Source organism: Nocardioides sp. NPDC127514 (genome assembly GCF_040302125.1).
GTDB lineage: Bacteria > Actinomycetota > Actinomycetes > Propionibacteriales > Nocardioidaceae > Nocardioides.
In genome coordinates this window covers 68,897-91,203 of sequence record NZ_JBEORF010000034.1, presented here as the reverse complement: position 1 = coordinate 91,203, position 22,307 = coordinate 68,897, and the positions used below count along the sequence as shown (strand labels likewise).

At 69.0% G+C, this 22,307-nt stretch carries 19 protein-coding genes; 15 read left to right on the top strand and 4 right to left on the bottom strand.

The genetic code is table 11. The features are described 5' to 3' along the window. Nucleotides 1-124: 124 nt before the first annotated feature. Genes ABTX24_RS24540 through cofD form a run of 3 tightly spaced genes read right to left on the bottom strand, consistent with a single transcriptional unit; the run spans nt 125 to nt 2,933 of the window. Nucleotides 125-907, bottom strand: a complete 783-nt coding sequence (locus ABTX24_RS24540) for a DUF3105 domain-containing protein (protein WP_350843320.1) — start codon at nt 905-907, stop codon at nt 125-127. Between the two features lie 41 nt (nt 908-948). Beyond that, entirely contained in the window at nt 949-1,914 is a 966-nt protein-coding gene (locus ABTX24_RS24535) for a coenzyme F420-0:L-glutamate ligase (protein ID WP_350843318.1), read from the bottom strand. Between the two features lie 8 nt (nt 1,915-1,922). Further along, nucleotides 1,923-2,933: a 2-phospho-L-lactate transferase gene (cofD, locus tag ABTX24_RS24530; protein WP_350843317.1), complete on the bottom strand. Its 1,011-nt coding sequence runs from the start codon at nt 2,931-2,933 to the stop codon at nt 1,923-1,925. A gap of 353 nt (nt 2,934-3,286) precedes the next feature. Between cofD and ABTX24_RS24525 the strand changes: the two genes are divergently transcribed. The 3 genes from ABTX24_RS24525 to ABTX24_RS24515 all read left to right on the top strand — a co-directional run bounded on the left by ABTX24_RS24525 (nt 3,287) and on the right by ABTX24_RS24515 (nt 8,417). Further along, the gene (locus ABTX24_RS24525) at nt 3,287-3,541 is read left to right on the top strand and encodes a WhiB family transcriptional regulator (RefSeq protein ID WP_008361238.1); all 255 of its coding nucleotides are present in this window, start codon (nt 3,287-3,289) and stop codon (nt 3,539-3,541) included. 146 nt (nt 3,542-3,687) lie between these two features. Next, entirely contained in the window at nt 3,688-6,594 is a 2,907-nt protein-coding gene (locus tag ABTX24_RS24520; RefSeq protein ID WP_350843315.1) for a glycosyltransferase, read from the top strand. Continuing rightward, nucleotides 6,591-8,417, top strand: a complete 1,827-nt coding sequence (locus tag ABTX24_RS24515; protein ID WP_350843313.1) for a DUF5719 family protein — start codon at nt 6,591-6,593, stop codon at nt 8,415-8,417. Before ABTX24_RS24520 ends, ABTX24_RS24515 begins: the two co-directional genes overlap by 4 nt. A 504-nt stretch (nt 8,418-8,921) precedes the next feature. Here ABTX24_RS24515 and ABTX24_RS24510 read toward each other — a convergent pair. Further along, nucleotides 8,922-9,338 carry a metallopeptidase family protein gene (locus tag ABTX24_RS24510; RefSeq protein WP_160027287.1) on the bottom strand — a complete coding sequence of 139 codons (417 nt, stop codon included), beginning with the start codon at nt 9,336-9,338 and terminating at the stop codon, nt 8,922-8,924. Nucleotides 9,339-9,387: 49 nt separating this feature from the next. Between ABTX24_RS24510 and ABTX24_RS24505 the strand changes: the two genes are divergently transcribed. The 12 genes from ABTX24_RS24505 (at nt 9,388) to ABTX24_RS24450 (ending at nt 22,248) form a co-directional block, all read left to right on the top strand. Then, nucleotides 9,388-9,801: a DUF3499 domain-containing protein gene (locus ABTX24_RS24505; RefSeq protein ID WP_350843311.1), complete on the top strand. Its 414-nt coding sequence runs from the start codon at nt 9,388-9,390 to the stop codon at nt 9,799-9,801. A 19-nt stretch (nt 9,802-9,820) separates the two neighbouring features. After that, nucleotides 9,821-11,209: a phosphomannomutase/phosphoglucomutase gene (locus ABTX24_RS24500; RefSeq protein WP_350843309.1), complete on the top strand. Its 1,389-nt coding sequence runs from the start codon at nt 9,821-9,823 to the stop codon at nt 11,207-11,209. Beyond that, complete coding sequence (locus ABTX24_RS24495) at nt 11,206-11,406, top strand: Trm112 family protein (RefSeq protein ID WP_350715417.1); 201 nt, start codon at nt 11,206-11,208, stop codon at nt 11,404-11,406. The genes ABTX24_RS24500 and ABTX24_RS24495 overlap by 4 nt, the downstream gene beginning before the upstream one ends. 7 nt (nt 11,407-11,413) lie before the next feature. Beyond that, nucleotides 11,414-12,445, top strand: coding sequence for an SIS domain-containing protein (locus ABTX24_RS24490; protein ID WP_160027295.1), 1,032 nt, complete (start codon nt 11,414-11,416; stop codon nt 12,443-12,445). A 176-nt stretch (nt 12,446-12,621) separates the two neighbouring features. Further along, on the top strand, nt 12,622-13,434 hold the full coding sequence (locus tag ABTX24_RS24485) for a substrate-binding periplasmic protein (protein WP_350843307.1): 813 nt from the start codon (nt 12,622-12,624) through the stop codon (nt 13,432-13,434). A 264-nt stretch (nt 13,435-13,698) separates the two neighbouring features. Next, nucleotides 13,699-14,511 (top strand): substrate-binding periplasmic protein, encoded by an 813-nt coding sequence (locus tag ABTX24_RS24480; RefSeq protein WP_160027299.1) that lies wholly within the window; start codon nt 13,699-13,701, stop codon nt 14,509-14,511. A 122-nt stretch (nt 14,512-14,633) separates the two neighbouring features. Continuing rightward, complete coding sequence (locus ABTX24_RS24475) at nt 14,634-15,452, top strand: substrate-binding periplasmic protein (RefSeq protein WP_350843305.1); 819 nt, start codon at nt 14,634-14,636, stop codon at nt 15,450-15,452. A gap of 27 nt (nt 15,453-15,479) precedes the next feature. Next, a complete protein-coding gene (locus ABTX24_RS24470; protein WP_160027303.1) occupies nt 15,480-16,439 on the top strand; it encodes a DUF808 domain-containing protein in 960 nt (319 codons plus the stop codon). A 172-nt stretch (nt 16,440-16,611) separates the two neighbouring features. Further along, the gene (ahcY, locus tag ABTX24_RS24465; RefSeq protein WP_201451226.1) at nt 16,612-18,051 is read left to right on the top strand and encodes an adenosylhomocysteinase; all 1,440 of its coding nucleotides are present in this window, start codon (nt 16,612-16,614) and stop codon (nt 18,049-18,051) included. A 161-nt stretch (nt 18,052-18,212) separates the two neighbouring features. Beyond that, nucleotides 18,213-18,920, top strand: a complete 708-nt coding sequence (mtrA, locus tag ABTX24_RS24460) for an MtrAB system response regulator MtrA (RefSeq protein ID WP_160027305.1) — start codon at nt 18,213-18,215, stop codon at nt 18,918-18,920. Next, entirely contained in the window at nt 18,917-20,533 is a 1,617-nt protein-coding gene (mtrB, locus tag ABTX24_RS24455) for an MtrAB system histidine kinase MtrB (RefSeq protein WP_160027308.1), read from the top strand. The genes mtrA and mtrB overlap by 4 nt, the downstream gene beginning before the upstream one ends. Further along, nucleotides 20,530-22,248, top strand: coding sequence for an LpqB family beta-propeller domain-containing protein (locus ABTX24_RS24450; RefSeq protein ID WP_350843302.1), 1,719 nt, complete (start codon nt 20,530-20,532; stop codon nt 22,246-22,248). Before mtrB ends, ABTX24_RS24450 begins: the two co-directional genes overlap by 4 nt. The last annotated feature ends 59 nt before the right edge of the window (nt 22,249-22,307 follow it).

Here is a 22,307-nt window from a genome sequence, read left to right as displayed (position 1 = left end):
GGCGGACGCGGGGCGACGGCGACGTCGAGTGCTGGTTGCGGAGACCTGGCTGGCTCCGAGTGCGCGACGCCAGCGGGGATCGCGTGGCGAGGCACGGGGGCAGATGCGCCGACTCGGCAGGGCCTCACATGGCCTGGGCCTCGGGGCTGTCGGTGTAGGGGTACTTCTCCATGAAGTCCTTGATCGCCTCGCCGGAGACGCCGTCGCAGTATTGGAAGACGCCCTTCTGGGTGGACGCCTCGGTCGGGTTGGCGGCGTCGGCGTACCAGTGCGTCATGGCGATGTGGGTGCCCGAGGGGAACTCGGTCTTCTTGTCGCCGGCGACCGCGGTCTCCTTGGCGTCGGCAGCGGTCCACGGAGCCGCGATGAACTTGTAGCGGAAGTTGGAGGTGCCGGAGAACTTCTGGCCGATGGCGCGGAGCTCGTCGAGCTCGTCGTCGGAGACGGTGTCGTCGTACCACACGATCGTGTAGCCGTGCTCGAGGTTGTGCACCAGCGCCTCGAGGTCGGGGCGGTCCCCGGCGGTGTAGAACTTGCGCGACATGTCGGCCGGGGCCACGTTGGCCTCGTTCCAGTGCGGTCCGAACGCCGGGGGAGCAGTCGTGTAGGTCTGCTCGGTGCCGGTGGCGATGTGGTTCTGGTTGCCGTCGGCCGCCATCTCGGTGACCTTCTGGCAGCCGGCCGCCTTGGCGCTCTTCCCGATGTCCTGCAGCGCGACGTCCTTGTACTCGCTGTCCTTGATGAAGCCGCTGATCGGCGTCCATGCGGCAGCGCCGATGATCACGACGGCGAAGGCGATGCAGACACCGATGATCGCCCAGCCTCGGACGCGCTCTGCGCGGCCCTGCTTCTTGCGGATGTCGTTGATGACCGCACGGCGGTCTTTGTTGAGCGACTTGTTGGCCACGGTTCGGCGTACCTCGGGTCTTTTGTCGGGACGCGCAGATTCTAGGTGGTCAGTGGTAGCAGAAGGGAAGTTGCCCCGTGATTATTCTCCTCGCGCTCGCATCGCCAGCCGTGGGCGAAGGCCAGCGCGGCGATCACCGCCGGATCGGCTCCGGCCACCCGAAGCCCGTCCCCGTGCGGGACGGGGGTGGTCCCGGTCACCTCCGCGACGGCTGCGGAGAGCTCCTCGATGCCTGCCGGCGCACCGAACGGAGCCTGGTCCTCGGCGGCACCCTTCAGGGCGCGTACGACGGCCTCCCTGGCCCCGAAGCCGAAGAAGTCCGACCCCTCGGGGCGGATGAGCGCGCTCGCTCCAGGCCCGTCGTCGCCGGGCTCGCGGACGAGGTCCGCCCGGCCGCGCAGGACCGCGAACGGCCGCGCGCCGAGCTTGCCCTGGGAGATCTCGGCCGCCGAGGCGATCTCGTCGACGACGGCGGGGGCGGTGACGACGAGGTCGTTGCCGTAGGCGTCGACCTGGCCGGCGAAGCTCTCCAGCACCTCGAGCCCGGCGGCGCCGATCGCGATGTCGGTCTGCCCGTCGCGCCAGGCGCGTCCGGCGGTGTCGGTGATGATCACCCCGACGTTAGCGCCGGTGCGGTCGAGGAACGTGGCGCGCAGGGCACGCGCGGAGGCGTCGGGGTCCAGGGGGAGCAGCACGATGTATCCGGCCTCGACGTTGGAGGCGTCGATCCCGGCGGCAGCCATCGTCAGCCCGAGCCGGCTGCGCACGATCTGGGTGGGCCCGCGTCGGGCCACCACCCGTGTCGTCTCGCCGGGGAGCGCGTCGTCCCGGTTGCCCTCGCGCACCTGGCCCTCGGCCTTGGAGACCACCTTCGAGGTGACCACGACGATGTCGCCGTCGACCAGCGGGGACTCCAGGGCGTCCAGGAGCAGGGCGGCGAGGTCGTCGCCCTTACGCACCTCGGGTACGCCGTCGGGAGCGGTGACGGTGATGCCCTGCCCGCTCATGGGCGCCGTCATCGGATCAGCTCGACCGCGGCAGCGGCGATGTCGGCGGTCGCGTCCTCGGAGGACATCCACAGCGGCACGGCGGCCGCCTTCAGCCCCGACGCGGTGAGCGAGGGGACCGCGTCGGCGTCGGCGGTGTCGACGAGCCAGCCGTCGAGGACCCCGCCCGAGCCCCGCGTCCCATAATGCAGACCGACTCCGGCGGCGGTCGCGTCGACGCCGATGGCGGCGAGCATCTGCTCCGCCATGCCGCGTACGTGATGACCGCTGATGATCGGCGAGATCCCCACCACGGGGGCCGAGGTGGCGACCAGGCCCTCCCGGATCCCGGGTACGCCGAGGATGGTCCCGATCGAGACGACCGGGTTGGACGGGGGCACGATCACCAGGTCGGACTTCAGCAGCGCGTCCATCACCCCGGGTCCCGGCTTCGACTCGTCCTGCCCCACGAAGATCAGCTTCTCGACGGGAACGCCGGCCCGGAGACGTACCCAGTATTCCTGGAAGTGAACGACTGAGAGTCCACTGGGTGAATTCTCGTCCTTGATCGCCACGTGGGTCTCGACACGGTCGTCGGTCATCGGCAGCAGCCGCACGCGGTCGCCCCATACAGGCTTCAGCCAGCGTTCGCACAACGCGGCGGTGACCTGCGACAACGGGAACCCGGCCTCGAGCATCTGGGTGCGTACGAGATGCGTGGCGATATCGCGGTCGCCGAGCCCGAACCAGGTGCCGGGGACCTCGTAGGCCTCGAGCTCCTCCTTGATCGACCACGTCTCGGCCTTGCGGCCCCAGCCGCGCTCATGGTCGAATCCGTTGCCGAGGGTGTACATCACCGTGTCGAGGTCGGGGCAGACCTTGACGCCGTGCATCCACAGATCGTCGGCGGTATTGGCGATCACGGTGACCCGGGCATCTTCCTCAATGCCCGGGACACGGCCGGCAGAGATGCCGTGGAGGAGCCCGGAGATGAACTTCGAACCACCATGGCCGCCGGAGAGAACGGTGATGTCACGCATGGCCCTAGCCTCTCAGACGGGGGCCAGCAACCCTGCTCCAGCCGGTGCGGAAAGCCTGTGTTAGAGCGGCCCTAGCAGATTTGAGGGTTGACTTGTGGCACCGACAGGCATGTAATTTCATCAGTGTGATTCGAAATTGAAACGGGGACCGATAGCGGTGGCGACAGCGCTTGAAAATCTCGGGAAGATTTCAGCGGGGAACTGCATCAAAGTGACGGCCTAGGCCGTAACAAGGGGCAGTACCCGCAAAAAACGGGGGGATCGGTTACCTGCCGATGGCGTGAGGTGACTGGCCCAAGATGGGGTCACGGTCCCGAAAACAAGCTGAATAGGGTCGAAAGGTCGGAAAGACGATGAGAGAGCTGTTTCTCCTCGAGCCGGACACCGACGAAGGGGGCTGGCAGGAGCGCGCCCTGTGCGCGCAGACGGATCCGGAGGCGTTCTTCCCTGAAAAGGGTGGATCGACTCGGGAGGCCAAGAAGGTCTGCCAGACCTGCGAGGTGCGCCAGGACTGCCTTGAGTCTGCTCTGGGCAACGACGAGCGCTTCGGAATCTGGGGTGGACTCTCCGAGCGAGAGCGCCGCAAGCTGAAGAAGCGCGCAGTCTGAGGCAATACCCAAGCACGAGCCAGCAAGGCCCGGACCTCACGGTCCGGGCCTGCTGATCTTTTCCGGACAAATACCTGCGGGGGCTTGGCCGATCGCTCGACAGGTCCATTCGGTCTATCACCAGTTGGGCACTAGGGTTGCCGATCGTGCATGCGTCGGTCGCCCTCGTCCTCGTCTCTCATAACGGCGCCGGCTGGCTTCCGACCGTCATCGACGGGATCAGGAACCAGCAGGCTCCGGTGAGCTTTGCCGTCACGATCGACACCGGCTCGACCGACAGGTCGGTCGAGATCCTGGAGGAGACCTTCGCCCAGGTGGTCAAGCTCCCGGCGTCGACGACGTTCGCGGACGCGGCCAACGAGGCGCTCGCCATCCTCCACCAGGCGGCTCAGCCGCCGGAGTGGATCTGGTTCCTCCACGACGACTCCACCCCCGACCCGCACGCGCTCTCGACCCTGCTCAACGCCGCCGCCGAATACCCGGAGGCCGACATCCTCGGCCCCAAGATCCGGGAGTGGCCCTCGCTGCGCCGGATGCTCGAGCTCGGTGTCTCGATCTCGGTCACCGGAGCCCGGGAGACCGGCCTGGAGCGGGGCGAGTACGACCAGGGCCAGCACGACGAGGTACGCCGCGTCCTGGCCGTCAACACCGCCGGCATGCTGATCCGCCGCGAGGTCCTCGAATACCTGGGCGGCTTCGACAAGCACCTCCCGGTCCTCGGCACCGACATGGACCTCGGCTGGCGGGCCGCCAACGCCGGCTTCACGACCATCGCCGTCCCGGACGCGGTCGTCTTCCACGTGGAGGCGGCCCACCGCGGCGTACGCAAGACGCAGCTGACCGGTCGCCGGATCCACTATCAGGAGCGGCGGGCCGCGCTCTACACCCTGCTGGTCAACGGCCGGCCGGGGACGCTGGCGCTGTGGATGATCAGGTTCTTCTTCCAGACCCTGTGGCGGATGCTCGGCTTCATCCTGGTGCGCGACCCCGGGACCGCTCTCGACGACCTGGCCGCGCTGGGCTGGATCTACGGCCACACCGGCCAGATCATGCTCGCCAAGCGGCGTCGCCGGAAGCAGGCGCACGCCGACAAGGACGTGGTCAAGGCGCTGCTGCCTCCGCCCTGGCTGCCCTACCGCCACGGACTCGACTTCGTCTCCGACGTCGCCACCGCGGTCACCCTGCAGGCCTCCGACATCGCCGAGCGGCGCCAGATGGCGCAGGCCGAGGCCGATCCGGCCTCCTTCGCCGCCAAGCGTCAGGCCGAGCGGGCCCAGCTGGAGGAGGACGAGATCCCCGCCGAGACCGGCTGGCTGGTGCGTCTGTTCACCAATCCGGTCGCGGTGCTCCTGGTCGTCGTCGGCATCCTCGGGGTCATCGGGGCACGTGCCGCGCTCGGCGGTGTGGCCGGCAGCGGCCTCGGACCGACGCCCCAGAACGTGGGCGACTGGTGGCAGCTGCAGTTCGAGTCGTGGCACGCGATCTCGCAGGGCACCGGCGTGCCCGCGCCGCCGCACGTCTTCCCGCTGGCGGTGCTCGCGACGTTCCTCGGCGGCAACCCGAGCCTGGCGGTCACCGCCGTCATGCTGCTCAGCTTCCCGATCGCGCTCGGCGGTGCGTGGCGGCTGCTGCGGGTCGCGGGCCGGCTGATCAGCCACCTCGGCGCCCCTCGCTGGCTGCTGCTGTGGGGTGCGACGGCTTACGCCCTGGTTCCCTATGTCAGCGGTGCCTTCGGTGACGGCCGGATCGGCGCGGTCGTGGTCGGCGCGCTGCTGCCCTGGCTCGCCCACGCCGCGCTCGGCTTCAGCGACCCCGTCGCCGACCGCCGCTGGCGCGCCGGCTGGCGCACCGGCCTGCTGCTCACCGTCATCACCGCCTTCGCGCCGATGGCCTTCCTGGTGGCGGCCGTCTTCGCGGCGGTCATCTTCATCGTCGCCCGCCGGCTGATGCCCGCCGTGCTCAGTGACCGCGACCAGTGGGGTCCGCCCGCCGCGGCGATCGCGACGCCGGTCGGGCTGCTGCTTCCGTGGTGGCTGCCGGCGCTCTTCTCCGGCGGCTGGGCTGCACTGCTGCTCGACCCGGGCCGGCTGCCGGCCCCGGCCGCGGGCGGCTTCGACCTGCTCGTGGGCCGCTTGACCGGCCTCGACGGTGCCGATCTCGGTGCCCCGTGGTGGCTGGGCCTGGCGCTGCCGCTGCTCGCCGTGCTCGCGCTGATCCCGAGCCGCACCCGGATCCCGGTCATGGTCTGCTGGATCGGCGCGGTTGCGACGGCGGTCGTCACGATGCTGCTGTCCTGGATCCCGATCCCGCTCGACGCCGGCATCGCCCGGGTCGGCTGGGGCTTCCCGCTGGTCGCCATCCAGGGGTTCGCGGTGGTCGCGGCGGTGCTGGGCGCCCAGGGCGCCATCCTCGACGGTCTCAGTGGGCTGCGGAAGGTCATGGTCGGCGCGGCCGCTGCGGTCGCGGCGGTGGGCGTCGTCGGCAGCCTCGGCTGGTTCGTCTACGCCGGCACCGGCGACCTCACCGACAACACCCGGGCCCTCGGCCACACCGGAGTGCCCTCCTACATGCTCGACCCGACCTCGACCACGCTCGGTCCGGAGGACGGCGTCCTCGTGCTTCGCGGCTCGGTCGACGACGGCCTCCGCTACGCCGTGCTGCGCAACGACGGGATCACCCTCGGTGAGGACGAGATCGCGCAGGTCGCCGGTGGCTCCGAGGAGCTCACCGGAGTCGTACGCCGCCTGGCCGCCGACCCCGACGACGCGGTGATCGGTGATCTGGCCGCCCAGGGCGTGGCCTACATCGTGATGCCCGGCCCGGCCGACTCCTCGGTCGCCGAGGGGATCGACGCCTCCGGCTCGGTGACCCAGGCGAGCACCGTCGAGCGCTCGACGCGTGCCTGGCTGCTCGACTCCGAGCCGAGCGACCCGGGCGTGACCGAGTCGCAATCCATCATCCGTACGATCCTGTTGGTCCTGGCCGGGATCGGGCTGTTCGTGGTCCTGGTCCTGTGCCTGCCGACGCTGATCCAGAGGAGGGAGTCGGCATGAGTCACTCACGAGACCCCTACGACCGCTCGCACGAGCCGCAGGCCGACGACGTCTACGGCCAGGAGCCGTGGATGCTGGACCCGTTCGCCGACCCGTACACGGGGCAGACGGCCCAGACGCCGCCCGAGGGCTACACCCCGGAGCAGCTCTACGCCCAGGAGCCCTACGTGCCGGGCCCGGAGACGGGACAGATGCTCGCCCAGACGGGCTATCCGCCGGCGTACGAGGGCGACTATCAGACCGGCGAGTTCCGGGGTGGCTTCGAGCCGGAGTTCGAGGCCTGGCCGACCGCCGACGAGATGCGGGTGGAGGAGCCGGAGGCCCAGCAGGAGTCACAGCACGAGCGCGCCAAGGGCGGACGGATGGCGGCAGCCGCCGCGGCGGCTGCCGCTGCGCGACCCCGGCTGCGCCGCGTACGCAGGCAGCGCGGTCGCCGCGACAACACCGTGCTGGTGGCACTGGGTCTGGTCGGTGCGATGGCCGTCGCGCTGCTGCTCAACCGGCCCCACCAGTGGGAGCAGCCGAAGCTGGCCGCCGAAAGCAGTGCGCCGACGGCGGCCACCGTGGTGTGCCCCGGCAAGCCGAAGTCCGGCGCCGACCAGGTCACCGTCACCAACGCTGCCGAGGGGTCCGGCAAGGTCACGCTGAGCGGCCCCGGCGCGGGCAAGGGCGCGGAGACCACCGTGGCGTCCGGCAAGGTCACCAGCGCGTCGGTCAAGCCCGGCTCGGTCGTGGTCAAGGCGGGCAAGGAGGTCGCGCCCGGCCTGGTCGCCGGACGTTCGACGACCAAACCGCTCGCGGCGACGGGCTGCCTGCCCCCGCAGGCGGAGGCCTGGTTCCCGGGCGTCGGTGCGGGCGCCACCCACAACTCGGTCCTCGAGCTCACCAACCCGAACAGCGGTGCGGCCACGGTCGACATCTCGCTCTACGACGAGAAGGGCGTGGTGGCTGTCCCCGAGGACCTCCGCGGCGTCGCGATCCCCGGCAACACCACTCGCACCTTCGACCTGCTGCACGTGATCCCGCGCAAGGGCGAGCTCTCCCTGAAGACCACGGTCGTACGCGGCCAGGCCGGGGTGATGGTCCGCGACCGTGCCGTCGCGCTCGAGACGCAGCGTGGCACCGAGGACTACTTCCCGGGTCAGTCGACGCCGGCCGAGACCAACCTGCTGGTCGGCTACCCCAACAAGTCCGCGAGCCGCACCCTCACCGTCATCAACCCGGGCGACGCCCAGGTGAGCGCCGAGCTGCGCCTGCTCACCCCGAAGAACGTACTCACCCCCGAGGGCGCTCCGGAGATCAGCGTGCCGCCCAACGGGCAGACGCAGGTCGACCTGACCAAGCTGCTCGGCAAGGACAGCGCCGGTGACGCGTACGGCGTCGAGATCGTCGCCACCGGCCCGGTCGCCACCGCGATGCGCTCGGTCGACGGCGGCGACGTCGCGATCACCACGGCCACCGAGACGATCTCGGAGCCGACCGCAGTGGTCGTCCCGGCCGGCGGCGGCGTCGGCAAGAAGCGGGTCCTGATCTCCGGTCCAGTCGCCAAGACCGGGACCAGCGGCACCGTCAAGGTGGTCCCGATGACCGCGAAGGGCAAGGCGCTCAAGGCCAAGTCCGTCGAGGTCGGTCCTGGGCTGGGTGCCGAGGTCGAGGTGCCCGCGGAGGCAGCGCTGATCCAGCTCGTGCCTGCGGGTGTCGAGATCAATGCGGCCGTGGTGATGAGCGGCGATGGCGACGCGGTCGTCCCGTTCCGGCCGTTGCGCTCGGAGGTACGGACTGCTGGGGTTGCTCCGGGGTTGCCGTTGCCTTTGGAGCCCTGAGCGTTCCATTTTCGGCGCTCGTCTTGTGGGCGTCTATTGGTGGTTGGGGTTTGGCGCAGCGATGTGGGTTGGGTAGGGGCTTGGGATCTGGGATGAGCCGACCGGCGGAAGGAATTTTCTTTCCGCCCGGGGACCAGGTCGGCAGATGGGTTGGGGAGGCGAACGAATTTTCGTTCGCCTCAGAGGGAGCCTGGCCCGGGGGTGGGGTTGGCGGGTGAAAGAAAATTCTCTTCCACCCGGAGACCCCATGTCTGATCTCGGAGTGGAGCGGTCACCTGCCGTGGGTGCGTGTGCCGTGGCCACACCCGGGCCGCCGCCCCGATAGCCAGCCAAAATCTTTCTCGACATGGTCCGGTGTCAAGGACCGCGAAGCGGCCGGCGCCAGCCGGCGGCCGCAGGCCGTCCTTGACTCCGGGCCAGGTCGAGAAGACCCTCGAAGAACGGGTCGGCGGCCCAGCCCAACCCCAAATACTCAGCACCCAACCGTGCCAGTACGAAGACCGGTCAAGGCTGGTAGCGCGGATCGACATCCTCGGCCGAGATCCCGAGCAGGTCCGCGACCTGCTCCACCACGACCATGAGCACCATCGCCTCGACCTCGGAGCGAGTATGGCAGCGGTGCTCGATCGGCCGCCGGTAGATCACCAGCCGCGCGGGCTTCGCGCCCGCGCCGCGCTCGAGCGAACCGAGCGGGATGTGGTCCTCGACGGTCCACTCCTTGGGGATGTCCGGAGACTCCTCGACGGCGTACTCGATCAGGCCCAGCCGTGACTGCCAGCGAGCGTCGATCTCGGTGACGATGGCGAGCGCGATGTCGTCGAAGCGCTCGCGGCGGGTGCGCAGGACCGGCACCTTCGGGTCGGTCGGGACGGCCATCGGGCCGCGTCTCCCACGGCCGTGTCGATCCCTGTGCCTGGTCATGTACGCGAGCCTAACTGCGCGGCTGGCCTCAGGGGAGTACGGTTCACCCGTGACTGCTCGTCGTTGTTCGCGTACCGCCTGCCAGCGTCAAGCCGTCTGCACGCTCACCTATGTGTACGCCGACCAGACGGCCGTTCTCGGCCCGCTGGCGACCTATGCCGAGCCGCATGCCTATGACCTGTGCGAGGAGCATGCCGAGCGGCTGTCCGCGCCTCGGGGCTGGGAGGTCGTCAGGCTGGCTCGTGAGCCCGTCGACCCGCAGCCCAAGGGCGATGACCTGCTGGCTCTGGCCGATGCCGTCCGTGAGGCCGCGAGGCCGCCGGCTCCGTCCCCGCGAGGACCCGTCGGGGCGCCCGTGCAAGACGACGCCGACGAGCCGGGGGCGAACACTGGGTTCGACAAGGGCCAGCCCCGCCCCGGCGGCACCCGCCGCGGGCACCTCCGCGTGCTGACGTCGGAGTAGGACGACTAGAGTTCCGGACATGCCGGAGAGAGTCGACCCCGACATCGCCAACGCCGTCTTCAAGGCGTACGACGTCCGTGGCACCGTCCCTGACCAGATCGACGAGAACCTCGCCCGACTCGCCGGGCGGGCCTTCGTGCACGTCGTCGGCGCGCGTGGCGGCGAGATCGTCGTCGGCCACGACATGCGCCCGAGCTCCCCGGTGCTCTCGGGGGCCTTCGCCGAAGGTGCGACCGAGGCCGGTGCCGACGTGACGATGATCGGGCTGGCCTCGACCGACGAGCTCTACTTCGCCTCCGGTCACCTCGGCCTTCCGGGCGCGATGTTCACCGCCAGCCACAACCCGGCGCAGTACAACGGCATCAAGCTGTGCCGAGCCAACGCGGTCCCGGTCGGCGCCGAGACCGGGCTCGACGAGATCCGCGATCTGGTCATCTCCGGTGAGGCCCCGATCGCCGACGTCGCCGGCAGCATCAGCGAGACGGATGTGCTGGAGGCGTACGCCGCGCACCTGCTCGGTCTGGCCCCGGTCAAGGGTCGCCGGCTCACCATCGTCGCCGACGCCGGCAACGGCATGGCCGGCCACACCGCACCCGCGGTCTTCGGCCGCCTGGGCGCCGAGGCGGTCGAGCTGATCCCGATGTACTTCGAGCTCGACGGCACCTTTCCCAACCACGAGGCCAACCCGCTCGACTCGACCACGCTGGTCGACCTGCAGGCGAAGGTGCGCGAGACCGGCGCCGACGCCGGCCTGGCCTTCGACGGCGACGCCGACCGCTGCTTCCTGGTCGACGAGAAGGGCGAGGTGGTCAGCCCGAGCGCGATCACCGCGCTGATCGCCGAGCGTGCCCTGGCCCAGGAGCCGGGCGCGACGATCATCCACAACCTGATCACCTCGCGCGCGGTTCCGGAGATCGTGAGCGAGCTCGGCGGCACCCCGGTACGCACCCGCGTCGGCCACTCCTACATCAAGGCCGTGATGGCCGAGTCCGAGGCGGCCTTCGGTGGGGAGCACAGCGGCCACTTCTACTTCCGTGACTTCTGGCGCGCCGACTCCGGCATGCTCGCCGCGCTGCACGTCCTCGCCGCCCTCGCCGAGACCGACAAGCCGCTGAGCGAGCTGCTGGCCGACTACGCTCGCTATCCGATGAGCGGCGAGATCAACTCCACCGTCCCCGACCAGGCCGCCACGGTGGCCGAGATCGAGAAGGCGTACGCCGGGCGCGACGGTGTCACCGTCGACAAGCTCGACGGCCTGACCCTCTCCCACGCGGACTGGTCGTTCAACGTACGCGCCTCCAACACCGAGCCGCTGCTGCGGCTCAACGCGGAGGGCAAGGACACACCCACCATGGAGCGCGTGCGCGACGAGGCGCTCGCGATCATTCGAAAGGAAACCGTCTCATGAGCGCCCTGGGCCTGAGCGAGAAGCTGCTCGAGATCATCGTCTGTCCGCAGTGCCACGGCGACCTCCTGCCTGTCGAGGCCGACAGCGAGCTGGTCTGCCAGGGGGAGTGCGGCCTTGCCTACCCGGTCCGTGACGGCATCCCCGTCCTCCTCATCGACGAGGCCCGTCCCACCAAGGCTCAGCCAACGGAGGGGTGAGGCCGCGATGACCTGGTTCGACGAGTCCAGGCTGGACGACGAGCGGGCGCTGGCCGGTATCGACCTGCTGCTGCGTTCGCTGGCCGAGTCCGGAGCCCGGGTCCGCCGGGAGGCTGCGGGTGCCGCAGAGCCCCTGCAGGAGGCCGTACGCCGCGCCGCAGAGACCGGCCGACCCCGGGCCGTCGTCGCGGCGGGTCCCGACTCGCGCCTGCTCCGCGCCGTCCTCGAGCCGTTCTGCCCGGTGCCGTTCGTCGCTTGGCCCGCCCCGGGCCTGCCCGGCTGGGCCGGGAGCCTCGACCTCGTGGTCGTGCTGGCTCCGACCGGCTCCGACCCGGGTGAGGCCTCGGCCGCCGCCGAGGCCGTCCGCCGTGGCGCCCAGCTGGTCGTGGCCGCCCCGGAGAAGTCGCTGGTCGCCCAGCACGCCGAGGGGCGCGACAGCACGCTGCTCCCGGTCGAGGGCGGCGACACGCTCGCGATGGCGATCCTGATGCTCACCTACCTCAACTCGGTCGGGCTCGGCCCGGAGGCCGACGCGGACAAGGTGGCCGACGCGCTCGACGACGTCGCCACCGCCTGCTCGCCGCACCGCGACATCTCGGTCAACCCGGGCAAGATCCTGGCGATCTCGCTGGCCGACTCGCTCCCGGTGGTGTGGGGTGGCTCCGTCCTCGCCGCCCGCGCTGCCCGACGGGTCGCCGAGAACCTGCGCCGGGCCAGCGGCCGCGGTGCCATCGCCGGTGACGCCGACGACCTGCTCCCGGTCCTCGAGGCGGCGCGGCCGCGCAACGTCTTCGACGACCCCTTCGCCGAGGAGGAGGCGTCCGTACGTCCCGTCCTGGTCATCCTCGACGACGGCGCGACCGATCCGATCATGGTCGAGCAGCGACGCCTGCTCACCGAGGCCGCGGACACGCGCGGCGTACGGGTGGAGGTCGTCGAGGCGAACGCGACCACGGAGGTCGCCCGCTACGCGTCCCTGCTCCTCCAGGGCACATACTCCGCGGAGTATCTTCGTTTGGGTCTCGTTAGCGACGGTTGATTCCGAATCACGGACAGAACCGTGTGATCTGGCTCATATGGCACGGTCAGGGGTGTTGGCGACGTCTCGTTATGGGTTGAAGACCCTGGACGTCGCGGTGTGGACCGCTGTTCGATTTGGCAACAATTCAGCCACATCGAAGGCTGGCCCCCTCCCTGGAACAGGATCCCCCTCCCATGAGCCAGACCAAGTTCGTCGTCGTCGGTGCCCTTGCCCTCCTAGGCGCGATCGTCTTCAGTGGACGACTCTCCGACCCCGCGCCGCCTGCGACCGACGAGGCGAGCGCCGCGGCCGGCGGGACCCTCCGGATCGGCGTCGACAGCGCGGAGCCGTCGTACTACAAGGTCGACGGAGTCACCAAGGGCTTCGACTACCAGATGGCGCGCAGCGTCGCCGAGGGCATGGGTGCGCAGCCGGAGTTCGTGGAGATGGACTTCAACGAGCTCTTCCCGGCCCTCGAGGCGGGCAAGATCGACATGATCGGCGCCCAGGTCACCAAGACCGACGAGGCGGAGCGGAAGTACGACTTCAGCGCTCCGTACTTCGTGACGTACGTGTCCTTCCTCGCCCCGAAGGGCTCGACCATCAAGAGCCGCGACGACATCGACGGCAAGAAGGTCGCCGTCGTCGAGGGCACCGTCCAGGAGCGCTACCTCAACGAGCAGTACGAGGACGTCACCGTCATCAAGACTCCGAACGCGGACGCCGCGGTCAGGTCGATGGGGCGGGGCGAGGCCGACGCGTTCTTCTACGGCGCTCCCTACTCGCAGTCGGTCATCAAGGGCGCGCCGATCCCGCTGATCGAGCCGATCGTCTATCAGGCCGAGAACGCCCCGATCGGGTTCGTGGTTCGGGAGGGTGATCAGCGCAAGGAGCAGATCGACGAGGTCATCGAGGACATGGTCCTCAACGGGGAGTGGGTGAAGATCAAGACGGACTACTTCGAGGCGGTCCCACTCTCCGAGGTCTTCAGGGAAAAGGGTGCCTGAGACGCGGGTGTTTGTGTTTGGTTGCGTTCGCCTGAGGCGGGCTCTCGAAGGTGAACGATGCGCGTGATCTGTGTCACGCAGTGCGGTGAAGGTTCGGTCACGGATCGTGACAGATCGTGACATCGATGGTCGAAAACCTGGACGCGAGGGAGCAGACAGGTGTTTGATGCAACATCGTCCGGCCACTCTTGGCCAGCACGTCTCGGATTCTCGGCGCCGACGTGACGGGCATGCCCCACCATCCCGAAAACACAGGACTTCCGCATGAATCACATCAAGTTTGTCGTCGCCGGCGCCCTGGCCCTCCTGGGGGTCTTGGTGATCGGCGGCTACTTCGCCGACCCAGCCCCGAAAGCGACCGACGAGAAGAGTGCCTCCGCAGGAGGAACGCTGCGGATCGGTGTCGATGGCACCGAGCCCGCCTATTACAAGGTCGACGGCGTGACCAAGGGATTCGACTACGAGATGGCGCTCGGCGTCGCCGAGGGTCTGGGTGCCAAGCCGGAGTTCGTGGTGATGGACTTCAGCGACCTCTTCACCGCGCTCGAGGCCGGTGAGATCGACATGATCGGCGCCCAGGTCACCGAGACCGCGGAGCGGAAGCAGGACTTCGACTTCACCGCGCCCTACTTCGTCACCTACCTGTCCTTCCTCACCCCGGAGAACTCGCCGATCAAGAAGCGCGAGGACGTCAACGGTAAGAACATCGCTGTCGTCGAGGGCACCATCCACGAGCGCTACCTCGACGAGCAGTACGAGAACGTCAACGTCATCAAGGCCAAGGACGAGGATTCCGCGGTCAAGGCGATCGAGACCGGTGAGGCCGACGCGTTCTTCTACGACGCGCCCTACACCGCGCCGATCATCGGCCGGGCGCCGATCACGTTGAAGGAGGCGATCGTCTACCCGGCGGACGACGCTCCGATCGGGTTCGTCATGCAGAAGGGTGACGCGCGCAAGGCGACGATCGACGGGGTCCTCGAGGAGATGATCCTCGATGGGCAGTGGTTGAAGATCAAGAAGGAGTACTTCAAGGAGTACCCGCTCTCGGAGGTCTTCAAGGACAAGGGCGCCTGAGCCTGACCCGGCTCGCCCCACTTTGGGGCGCCTGAAGTCCAGTAGCCTACGATGCCCGCTGGCCCGACTCCGGTCGGGTCGGCAGTGTCTCGGCGCACCCCTCCCCCCACCCAGGACGTCGTATGAAATCCCTGAAGTTCATCCTTGCGGGCGCGGTCACCCTTCTGGTGATCCTGATCGTGGTCTCCAACACGGTTGAGACGACCGGCCCCTCCTCCGCCAGGCGCAGCAGCGCCGCCGATGACGGCCAGCTCAAGATCGGTGTGCTGGACAGCCCGCCGGTCTACTACACCGATGGTTCCACCGCGAAGGGCTTCGACTACGAGGTCGCCCTCGGCGTCACCGAGTCGCTCGGCATCAAGCCGTCGTTCATCCCGATGGACTTCGCCGACCTGTTCACCGCGCTCGACGAAGGCGAGATCGACATGATCGCCTCGCAGGTGAGCGTCACCGAGGAGCGCCAGAAGGCCTACGACTTCTCGCACCCCTACTTCGTGACGTACCTGTCCTTCACGACTCCGAAGGACTCCCCGATCAAGAAGCTCAAGGACGTCAACGGCACCAGGGTCGCCATCGTGGACGGCACCGCGCAGGAGAGCATCCTCAAGGCTCGCTTCCCCAAGGCCGAGATCGTGAAGCGGAAGAACGAGGCGGCTGCGCTCGAGGCGGTCGCGGCGGGCAAGGCGGACTCGTTCTTCTACGACGCGCCGTTCACCGAGGGCCTGATCAAGAAGGCCCCGATCCCGATGGAGGAGCGGATCGTCTTTCCGTCCGACAAGGCCCCCATCGCCTTCGTCTTCCGCAAGGGCGACGGGCTCAGGGAGCAAGCCGACGAGGCGATCGACGAGATGATCGTCAACGGGGACTGGCTGCGGATCAAGACCGACTACTTCAAGGAGTACCCGCTCTCGGAGCGGTTCCGGGAGCAGGGCGTCGAGTAGCCGACCCCACCCGATAAGGTTCCGACCATGAGCGCCGGACTCTTCGCACTCCTCGACGACGTAGCCGCCATCGCCAAGCTGGCGGCTGCGTCCGTCGACGACGTCGGCGCTGCTGCCGGCAAGGCCTCGGCCAAGGCCGCAGGCGTCGTCATCGACGACACCGCGGTGACCCCGCAGTACGTCCACGGCATCGCCGCCGAGCGCGAGGTGCCGATCATCAAGAAGATCGCGCTCGGCTCGCTGCGCAACAAGCTGCTGATCATCCTTCCGGTGGCGCTGATCCTGGCGCAGTGGGCGCCCTGGGCGATCACCCCGATCCTGATGGTCGGTGGCGCCTTCCTCGCCTACGAGGGCGTCGAGAAGGTCCTGGAATGGGTCCGGCCGCACGAGGAGGCCCACGAGACGCCGGTCGCTCTGGAAGGGCCCGAGGCCGAGAAGACGATGATCTCGGGCGCCGTACGCACCGACCTGATCCTCTCCACCGAGATCATGGTGATCGCGCTCAACGAGGTCATCGACCAGGGCTTCTGGATGCGCCTCGGCGCCCTGGTGGCGGTCGCGTTCCTGATCACGATCGTGGTCTACGGCGTGGTCGCCCTGATCGTGAAGATGGACGACGCCGGCCTGTCGCTCTCCCAGCGCCCCGGTGCCTTCGCCCAGCGGCTCGGCCTGGGCATGGTCTCGGCGATGCCGAAGGTGCTCACCGTGATCTCGATCGTCGGCACCGTCGCGATGCTCTGGGTCGGTGGCCACCTGATCCTGGTCGGTGTCCATGACGTCAACGGCCTCGCCGCCGGCCACCCCGGCTGGGCATGGCCCTACGACACCGTGCACCACCTCGAGGAGGAGGTCCACCACGCCCTCGGTGCCGTCGGCGCGGCCGCCGGCTGGCTGGTCAACACCTTCTTCTCCGCGCTCGTCGGACTCATCGTCGGAGCGATCGTGGTCGGCGTACTCCACCTGCTGCCGTTCAAGAAGAGCCACTGATCCGAGGCGGGTTCGGCGGGCGCTTGTCCGTTGATGTTGGCCTGGCGTTTGCCGTCCAGGATTACCGCAGGGGCCGAGGGCCGCTTGTAGTCTGAGAAGAACCTGCGTGGGAGATCCCGCTGATGCGCAGATGCGCGACGCAGGCCCGCATTAACTTCGGTAAGGAATAACCATGGACTACAAGGTTGCCGACCTGAGCCTGGCCGAGTTCGGCCGCAAGGAGCTCTCCCTCGCCGAGCACGAGATGCCGGGCCTGATGGCCATGCGCGAGCGCTATGGCAAGGACCAGCCGCTCAAGGGCGCCCGCATCGCCGGCTCGCTGCACATGACGATCCAGACCGGCGTACTGATCGAGACGCTGACCGCGCTCGGCGCCGACGTGCGCTGGGCCACCTGCAACATCTTCTCCACCCAGGACCACGCCGCCGCTGCCGTCGTCGTCGGCAACGGCACCGCCGAGGACCCCCAGGGCACCCCGGTCTTCGCCTGGAAGGGCGAGACCCTGGCGGAGTACTGGGACGAGGCCGAGAAGGTCTTCGACTTCACCGACGCCGACGGCAACAAGGTCGGTCCGAACATGCTCCTCGACGACGGCGGCGACATCACGCTGCTCGTCCACAAGGGTGTCGAGTTCGAGAAGGCCGGCGCCGTGCCGGGCCAGGACTCCACCGACAACGAGGAGTTCAAGGAGGTCCTCCGGGTCCTCGACCGCTCGCTGAAGAACGACCCGCAGCGCTGGACCAACATCGCCAACGGCATCAAGGGCGTCACCGAGGAGACCACCACCGGTGTCCTGCGCCTCTACGACCGGTTCAAGGAGGGCTCGCTCCTCTTCCCGGCGATCAACGTCAACGACTCGGTCACCAAGTCCAAGTTCGACAACAAGTACGGCTGCCGCCACTCGCTCATCGACGGCATCAACCGCGCCACCGACGTGATGATCGGCGGCAAGGTCGCGGTCGTCTGCGGCTACGGCGACGTCGGCAAGGGCTCCGCGGAGTCGCTGCGCGGCCAGGGTGCTCGCGTCATCGTCACCGAGATCGACCCGATCTGCGCGCTGCAGGCGGCGATGGACGGCTACGAGGTCCGCCGCCTGGAGTCGGTCGTCGAGACCGCCGACATCTTCATCACCACGACCGGAAACTTCGACATCATCCGGGTCGAGCACTTCGAGAAGATGAAGAACCAGGCCATCGTCGGCAACATCGGCCACTTCGACAACGAGATCGACATGGCCGGCCTCGCGAAGATCCCGGGCATCGTCAAGGACGAGATCAAGCCGCAGGTCCACCAGTGGATCTTCCCCGACGGCAAGAAGATCATCGTGCTCTCCGAGGGTCGCCTGCTCAACCTGGGCAACGCCACCGGTCACCCGAGCTTCGTGATGTCGAACTCGTTCACCAACCAGACGCTGGCGCAGATCGAGCTCTTCACCAAGACCGACGAGTACCCGATCGGCGTCTACGTCCTGCCCAAGGCGCTCGACGAGGAGGTCGCCCGCCTCCACCTCGACGCCCTCGGTGTCGAGCTCACCGAGCTCAACAAGGCTCAGGCCGACTACCTCGGTGTCCCGGTCGAGGGTCCCTACAAGTCGGACCACTACCGCTACTGATCCACCCTCGCCGAGTCGGCTCGTTCTGACCGAGAACCTCGCCGAGTCGGCTCGTCATGACGAGCCGACTCGGCAGGGAATCGGGTCAGGACGGGCCGACTCGCGCGTTGTGGGGTGGCTCATGTGACGCGTCGCACGCACTGGGTGACAGAATCGGACACATGGCCGATCGCAGTGCTCCCGACCAGCCCGCCAAGGGAAAGGTCCTCGTCGTCGATGATGATGCCTCGCTGAGCGAGATGCTTGCGATCGTGCTGAGACAAGAGGGGTTCGACTCACAGCTCGTCGCTCGCGGTGACATGGCGCTGCCGGCGTTCCACGACTACAAGCCCGACGTGGTGCTGCTCGACCTGATGCTTCCCGGGATGGACGGCATCGAGGTCTGCAAGCAGATCCGCAAGGAGTCGGGTGTGCCGATCGTCATGCTCACCGCGAAGGGCGACACGGTGGACGTGGTGGTCGGGCTCGAGTCGGGGGCCGACGACTACGTGGTCAAGCCGTTCAAGCCCAAGGAGCTGATCGCGAGGATCCGGGCGCGGGTGCGCAGGCACGGCGACGCCGTGCCGGAGGTGCTGGAGATCGGCGACCTCACCATCGACGTGGCGGGCCACCAGGTGACCCGAGGCGAGGAGCAGATCCAGCTCACGCCGCTGGAGTTCGACCTGCTGGAGTGCCTGGCCCGCAAGCCTCACCAGGTCTTCTCCCGCGAGGTGCTGCTGGAGCAGGTGTGGGGCTACCGTCACGCTGCTGACACCCGGCTGGTCAACGTGCACGTCCAGCGGCTGCGCTCCAAGGTCGAGCACGACCCGGAGAACCCCGAGATCGTCGTCACCGTCCGCGGCGTCGGCTACAAGGCAGGGCCCGTGTGACACTCCAGCAGGTCGTCCGCACCACTGCCCGGACGCCCAAGAAGCTCCTGACCACCTGGCGCCGGTCGATCCAGACCCGCGTCGTGGTCTACACCGTGCTCCTCACTGCGGCCGCCGTCAGCCTGGTCGGGCTGATCCTGCTCGAGCAGATCGGCGACGAGCTGGTCCAGGACCGGGTCGCCGCGGCGAAGGCGGAGGCCTCCGAGGAGCTCTCCGCGGCCCGCTCGAGCATCGCGGAGACCTCGGGCGCCAACGGCGGCACCCCGCTGCAGCGCAACGACCTGGGCGACCCGATCATCCAGCGCAGCGTCTCGCGCGGCTACGGCGTCGTCATGGCCGGACCGGTGACCTCGACCTCCGGCCGGATCAGCGACGACGGTGTCGAGTGGACACCCGGTGTGGACGTACGCAGCGTCCCGCGCGCCCTCGAGGACCGCTTCCAGACGATCCGCGCCGAGCCGGCCTGGACCTACACCCAGATCTCCTACGACGACGGCGAGCGATCCTCGACCCCCGGCATCGTGATCGGGTCGCAGCTGGAGCTGCACGACGACACGTACAACATCTACTTCCTCTTCCCGATGGACCAGGAGCAGGAGACGCTCGGCGTCATCACCCGCGGGCTGCTGGCCGCCGGTGCGATCCTGATCCTGCTGATCGGTGTCGGCAGCTGGATCGTGACCCGCCACGTCGTCACGCCGATCCGGATCGCCCGCAGGACCGCCGAGCGGCTCGCCGCCGGCCGCCTGGAAGAGCGGATGGTCGTCCACGGCGAGGACGACCTCACCGGCCTGGCGCTCTCGTTCAACCAGATGGCCAGCGGGCTGCAGAACCAGATCCGCCAGCTCGAGCACCTCTCCCGCGTGCAGCGACGGTTCAGCTCCGACGTCTCCCACGAGCTCCGTACGCCGCTCACCACCGTACGCATGGCCAGCGACGTCCTCTACGAGGCCCGGGACACCTTCGACGCCCCGACGGCCCGGGCGGCCGAGCTGCTGCAGACCGAGCTGGACCGGTTCGAGACGCTCCTGAGCGACCTGCTCGAGATCAGCCGCTTCGATGCCGGCGCGGCCGTGCTCGACCTCTACGACACCGACCTGACCGCGCTGGCCCACGCCGTCGTCGAGGCCTACACGCCGCTCGCCGACAAGCGCGACATCGAGCTGAAGGTCGTCGCTCCGAGCCATCCGTGCATCGCCCAGGTCGACCATCGCCGGGTCGAGCGGATCGTACGCAACCTGGTGGCCAACGCCACCGACCATGCTCTGGTGGGGCAGACCGTCACCATCCGGATCGACAGCGACGAGCACGCGGCGGCGCTGACCGTGCGCGACCACGGTGTCGGGCTGGCCCCGGGGGAGACCGCCCTGGTCTTCAACCGGTTCTGGCGTGCCGACCCCGCCCGGGACCGTTCCAGCGGCGGCACCGGCCTGGGCCTGTCGATCTCTCTCGAGGACGCCCATCTCCACGGAGGCTGGCTGCAGGCCTGGGGCCGCCCGGACCAGGGTGCGCAGTTCCGCCTCACGCTTCCGCGCTATGCCGGCGCGGCGCTGCGGCACAGCCCGCTCCCGCTCGTCCCGGCGGACGCCCGCGACACCCTGGAGGCATCGTGAGACCCGTCTTCGCCGTCTTCCTGGCCGCGCTCGCGCTCCTCGTCTCGGCATGTTCGGGCGTGCCCGACTCCGGGCCCGTCCAGAGCGTCGACCTGGCCGCGCCGGACGCGCAGGAGGAGGTCATTCCCTACAACCCCGGCGCCCCGCGCGCGGGAGCGTCGCCGGGCGAGATCGTGGACGGGTTCCTCGACGCGATGAAGGCCACCCCGATGAGCACCGCCTACGCCCGCCGCTACCTCACCAAGGACGCGGCGATGAACTGGGCACCGGCCGGCCGCACCCTGGTCTACGGCGAGCTCGGCAGCCACGTCAGCTCCTCGCCGCGGGTGTCGGTGGAGCTGGAGGACGCCGGCTGGCTCGACGAACGAGGCGTGTGGCGCGGCAAGCTGGCCGCGTCGCAGGCGATCCTCGACTTCGAGCTGACCCGCGCCGAGGGCGAGTGGCGGATCAGCGCGGCCCCCAACGCCCTGGTTGTCGAGGAGGACTGGTTCCTGACCCACTTCGCCCGCAGCAACCTCTACTACGTCGAACCGACCGGCCACACCCTGGTGCCGGAGCCGATCTTCGCCCCCAAGGGAAACTCCTACGCCACCACCCTGGTCTCCAGCCTGCTGAGCGGCCCGGGGGAGGAGGCGCAGGGCGTGATCCGCAGCGCGCTCCCGCCCGAGGCGGACGAGCCCCGCTCGGTGGACGTACGCGACGGGGTGGCCGAGGTCGACCTCGCCGGTGACCTGAAGGACCACAGCTCCGAGGAGCTCCAGCTCATGGGCGCCCAGCTGGCCTGGACCCTGCGGCAGGACGCCAGCGTGGAGCGCATCCGGCTCACGATCGACGGCGAGCCGGTAGTGCTGCCGGGCTACGGCGAGACGTTCAACGTCGACAGCGGCGGCGGCTACGACCCCAACGGCAACACCGCCAGGGTCGACCTCTATGCGCTCCGTGGCGGAGCGCTGGTGACGAGCACCGGCGAGAACGGCGACCCGTGGGTGCCGGTGCTCGGCGGCTGGGCGAAGTCTCACGGCGTCACCGATGTCGCCGTCGACGCCGACGGCTCGACCGCCGCGGCGATCACCGCCGACCGCACCGGCGTCGTCGTCGGCCAGCTGACCAGCGACGGCGAACTGACCAGGGCTCCGGTGAAGGGCACCCGGCTGCTGAGGCCCTCCTGGGACCTCGCCGGCCGGCTGTGGCTGGTCGACAAGGACTCGACCGGCGCCCGGGTGATGTACGTCGACGGCGACCGCCGCGTCCGCGTCGCCATACCCGGGGTGACCGGGGAGAACGTGACCCGGTTCCTGGTCTCCCGCGACGGCACCCGGTTCGTGGCGGTGATCGACGGGGAGTCCTCGGACCGGATCGTGGTCAGCCGCCTGCAGGCCAGCTCGAAGGGCGAGATCACCACCTCGACGTCGGCCGTGCTGCTGCCGCACCCGGACTCCGCGACGATGCGGGTCACCGACATCGCCTGGACCTCGCCGACCACCATCGTCGCGGTCCAGCAGATCAGCTCGACCGCGCTCTTCCAGTCGGTCTCGCTCGACGGTGCCCCCAGCGGCGAGCGCTACACCCTCAGCGACCGGGTCACCGGCGTCGTCGGCTCCCCGGTGGCCTCGGCCCGCCTCTACGCGATCTCGGGCTGGACCCTCCTGGACCCCCTCGACAGGTTCGACCTGGGGCTGCCCTCCGATCTCTCCGACGTCACCTACCAGGGCTGACTCTCCACAGCTTTATCCACAGGTACGCAGCCCTTGGTTGCCCCGTCGAGCGCACCCTG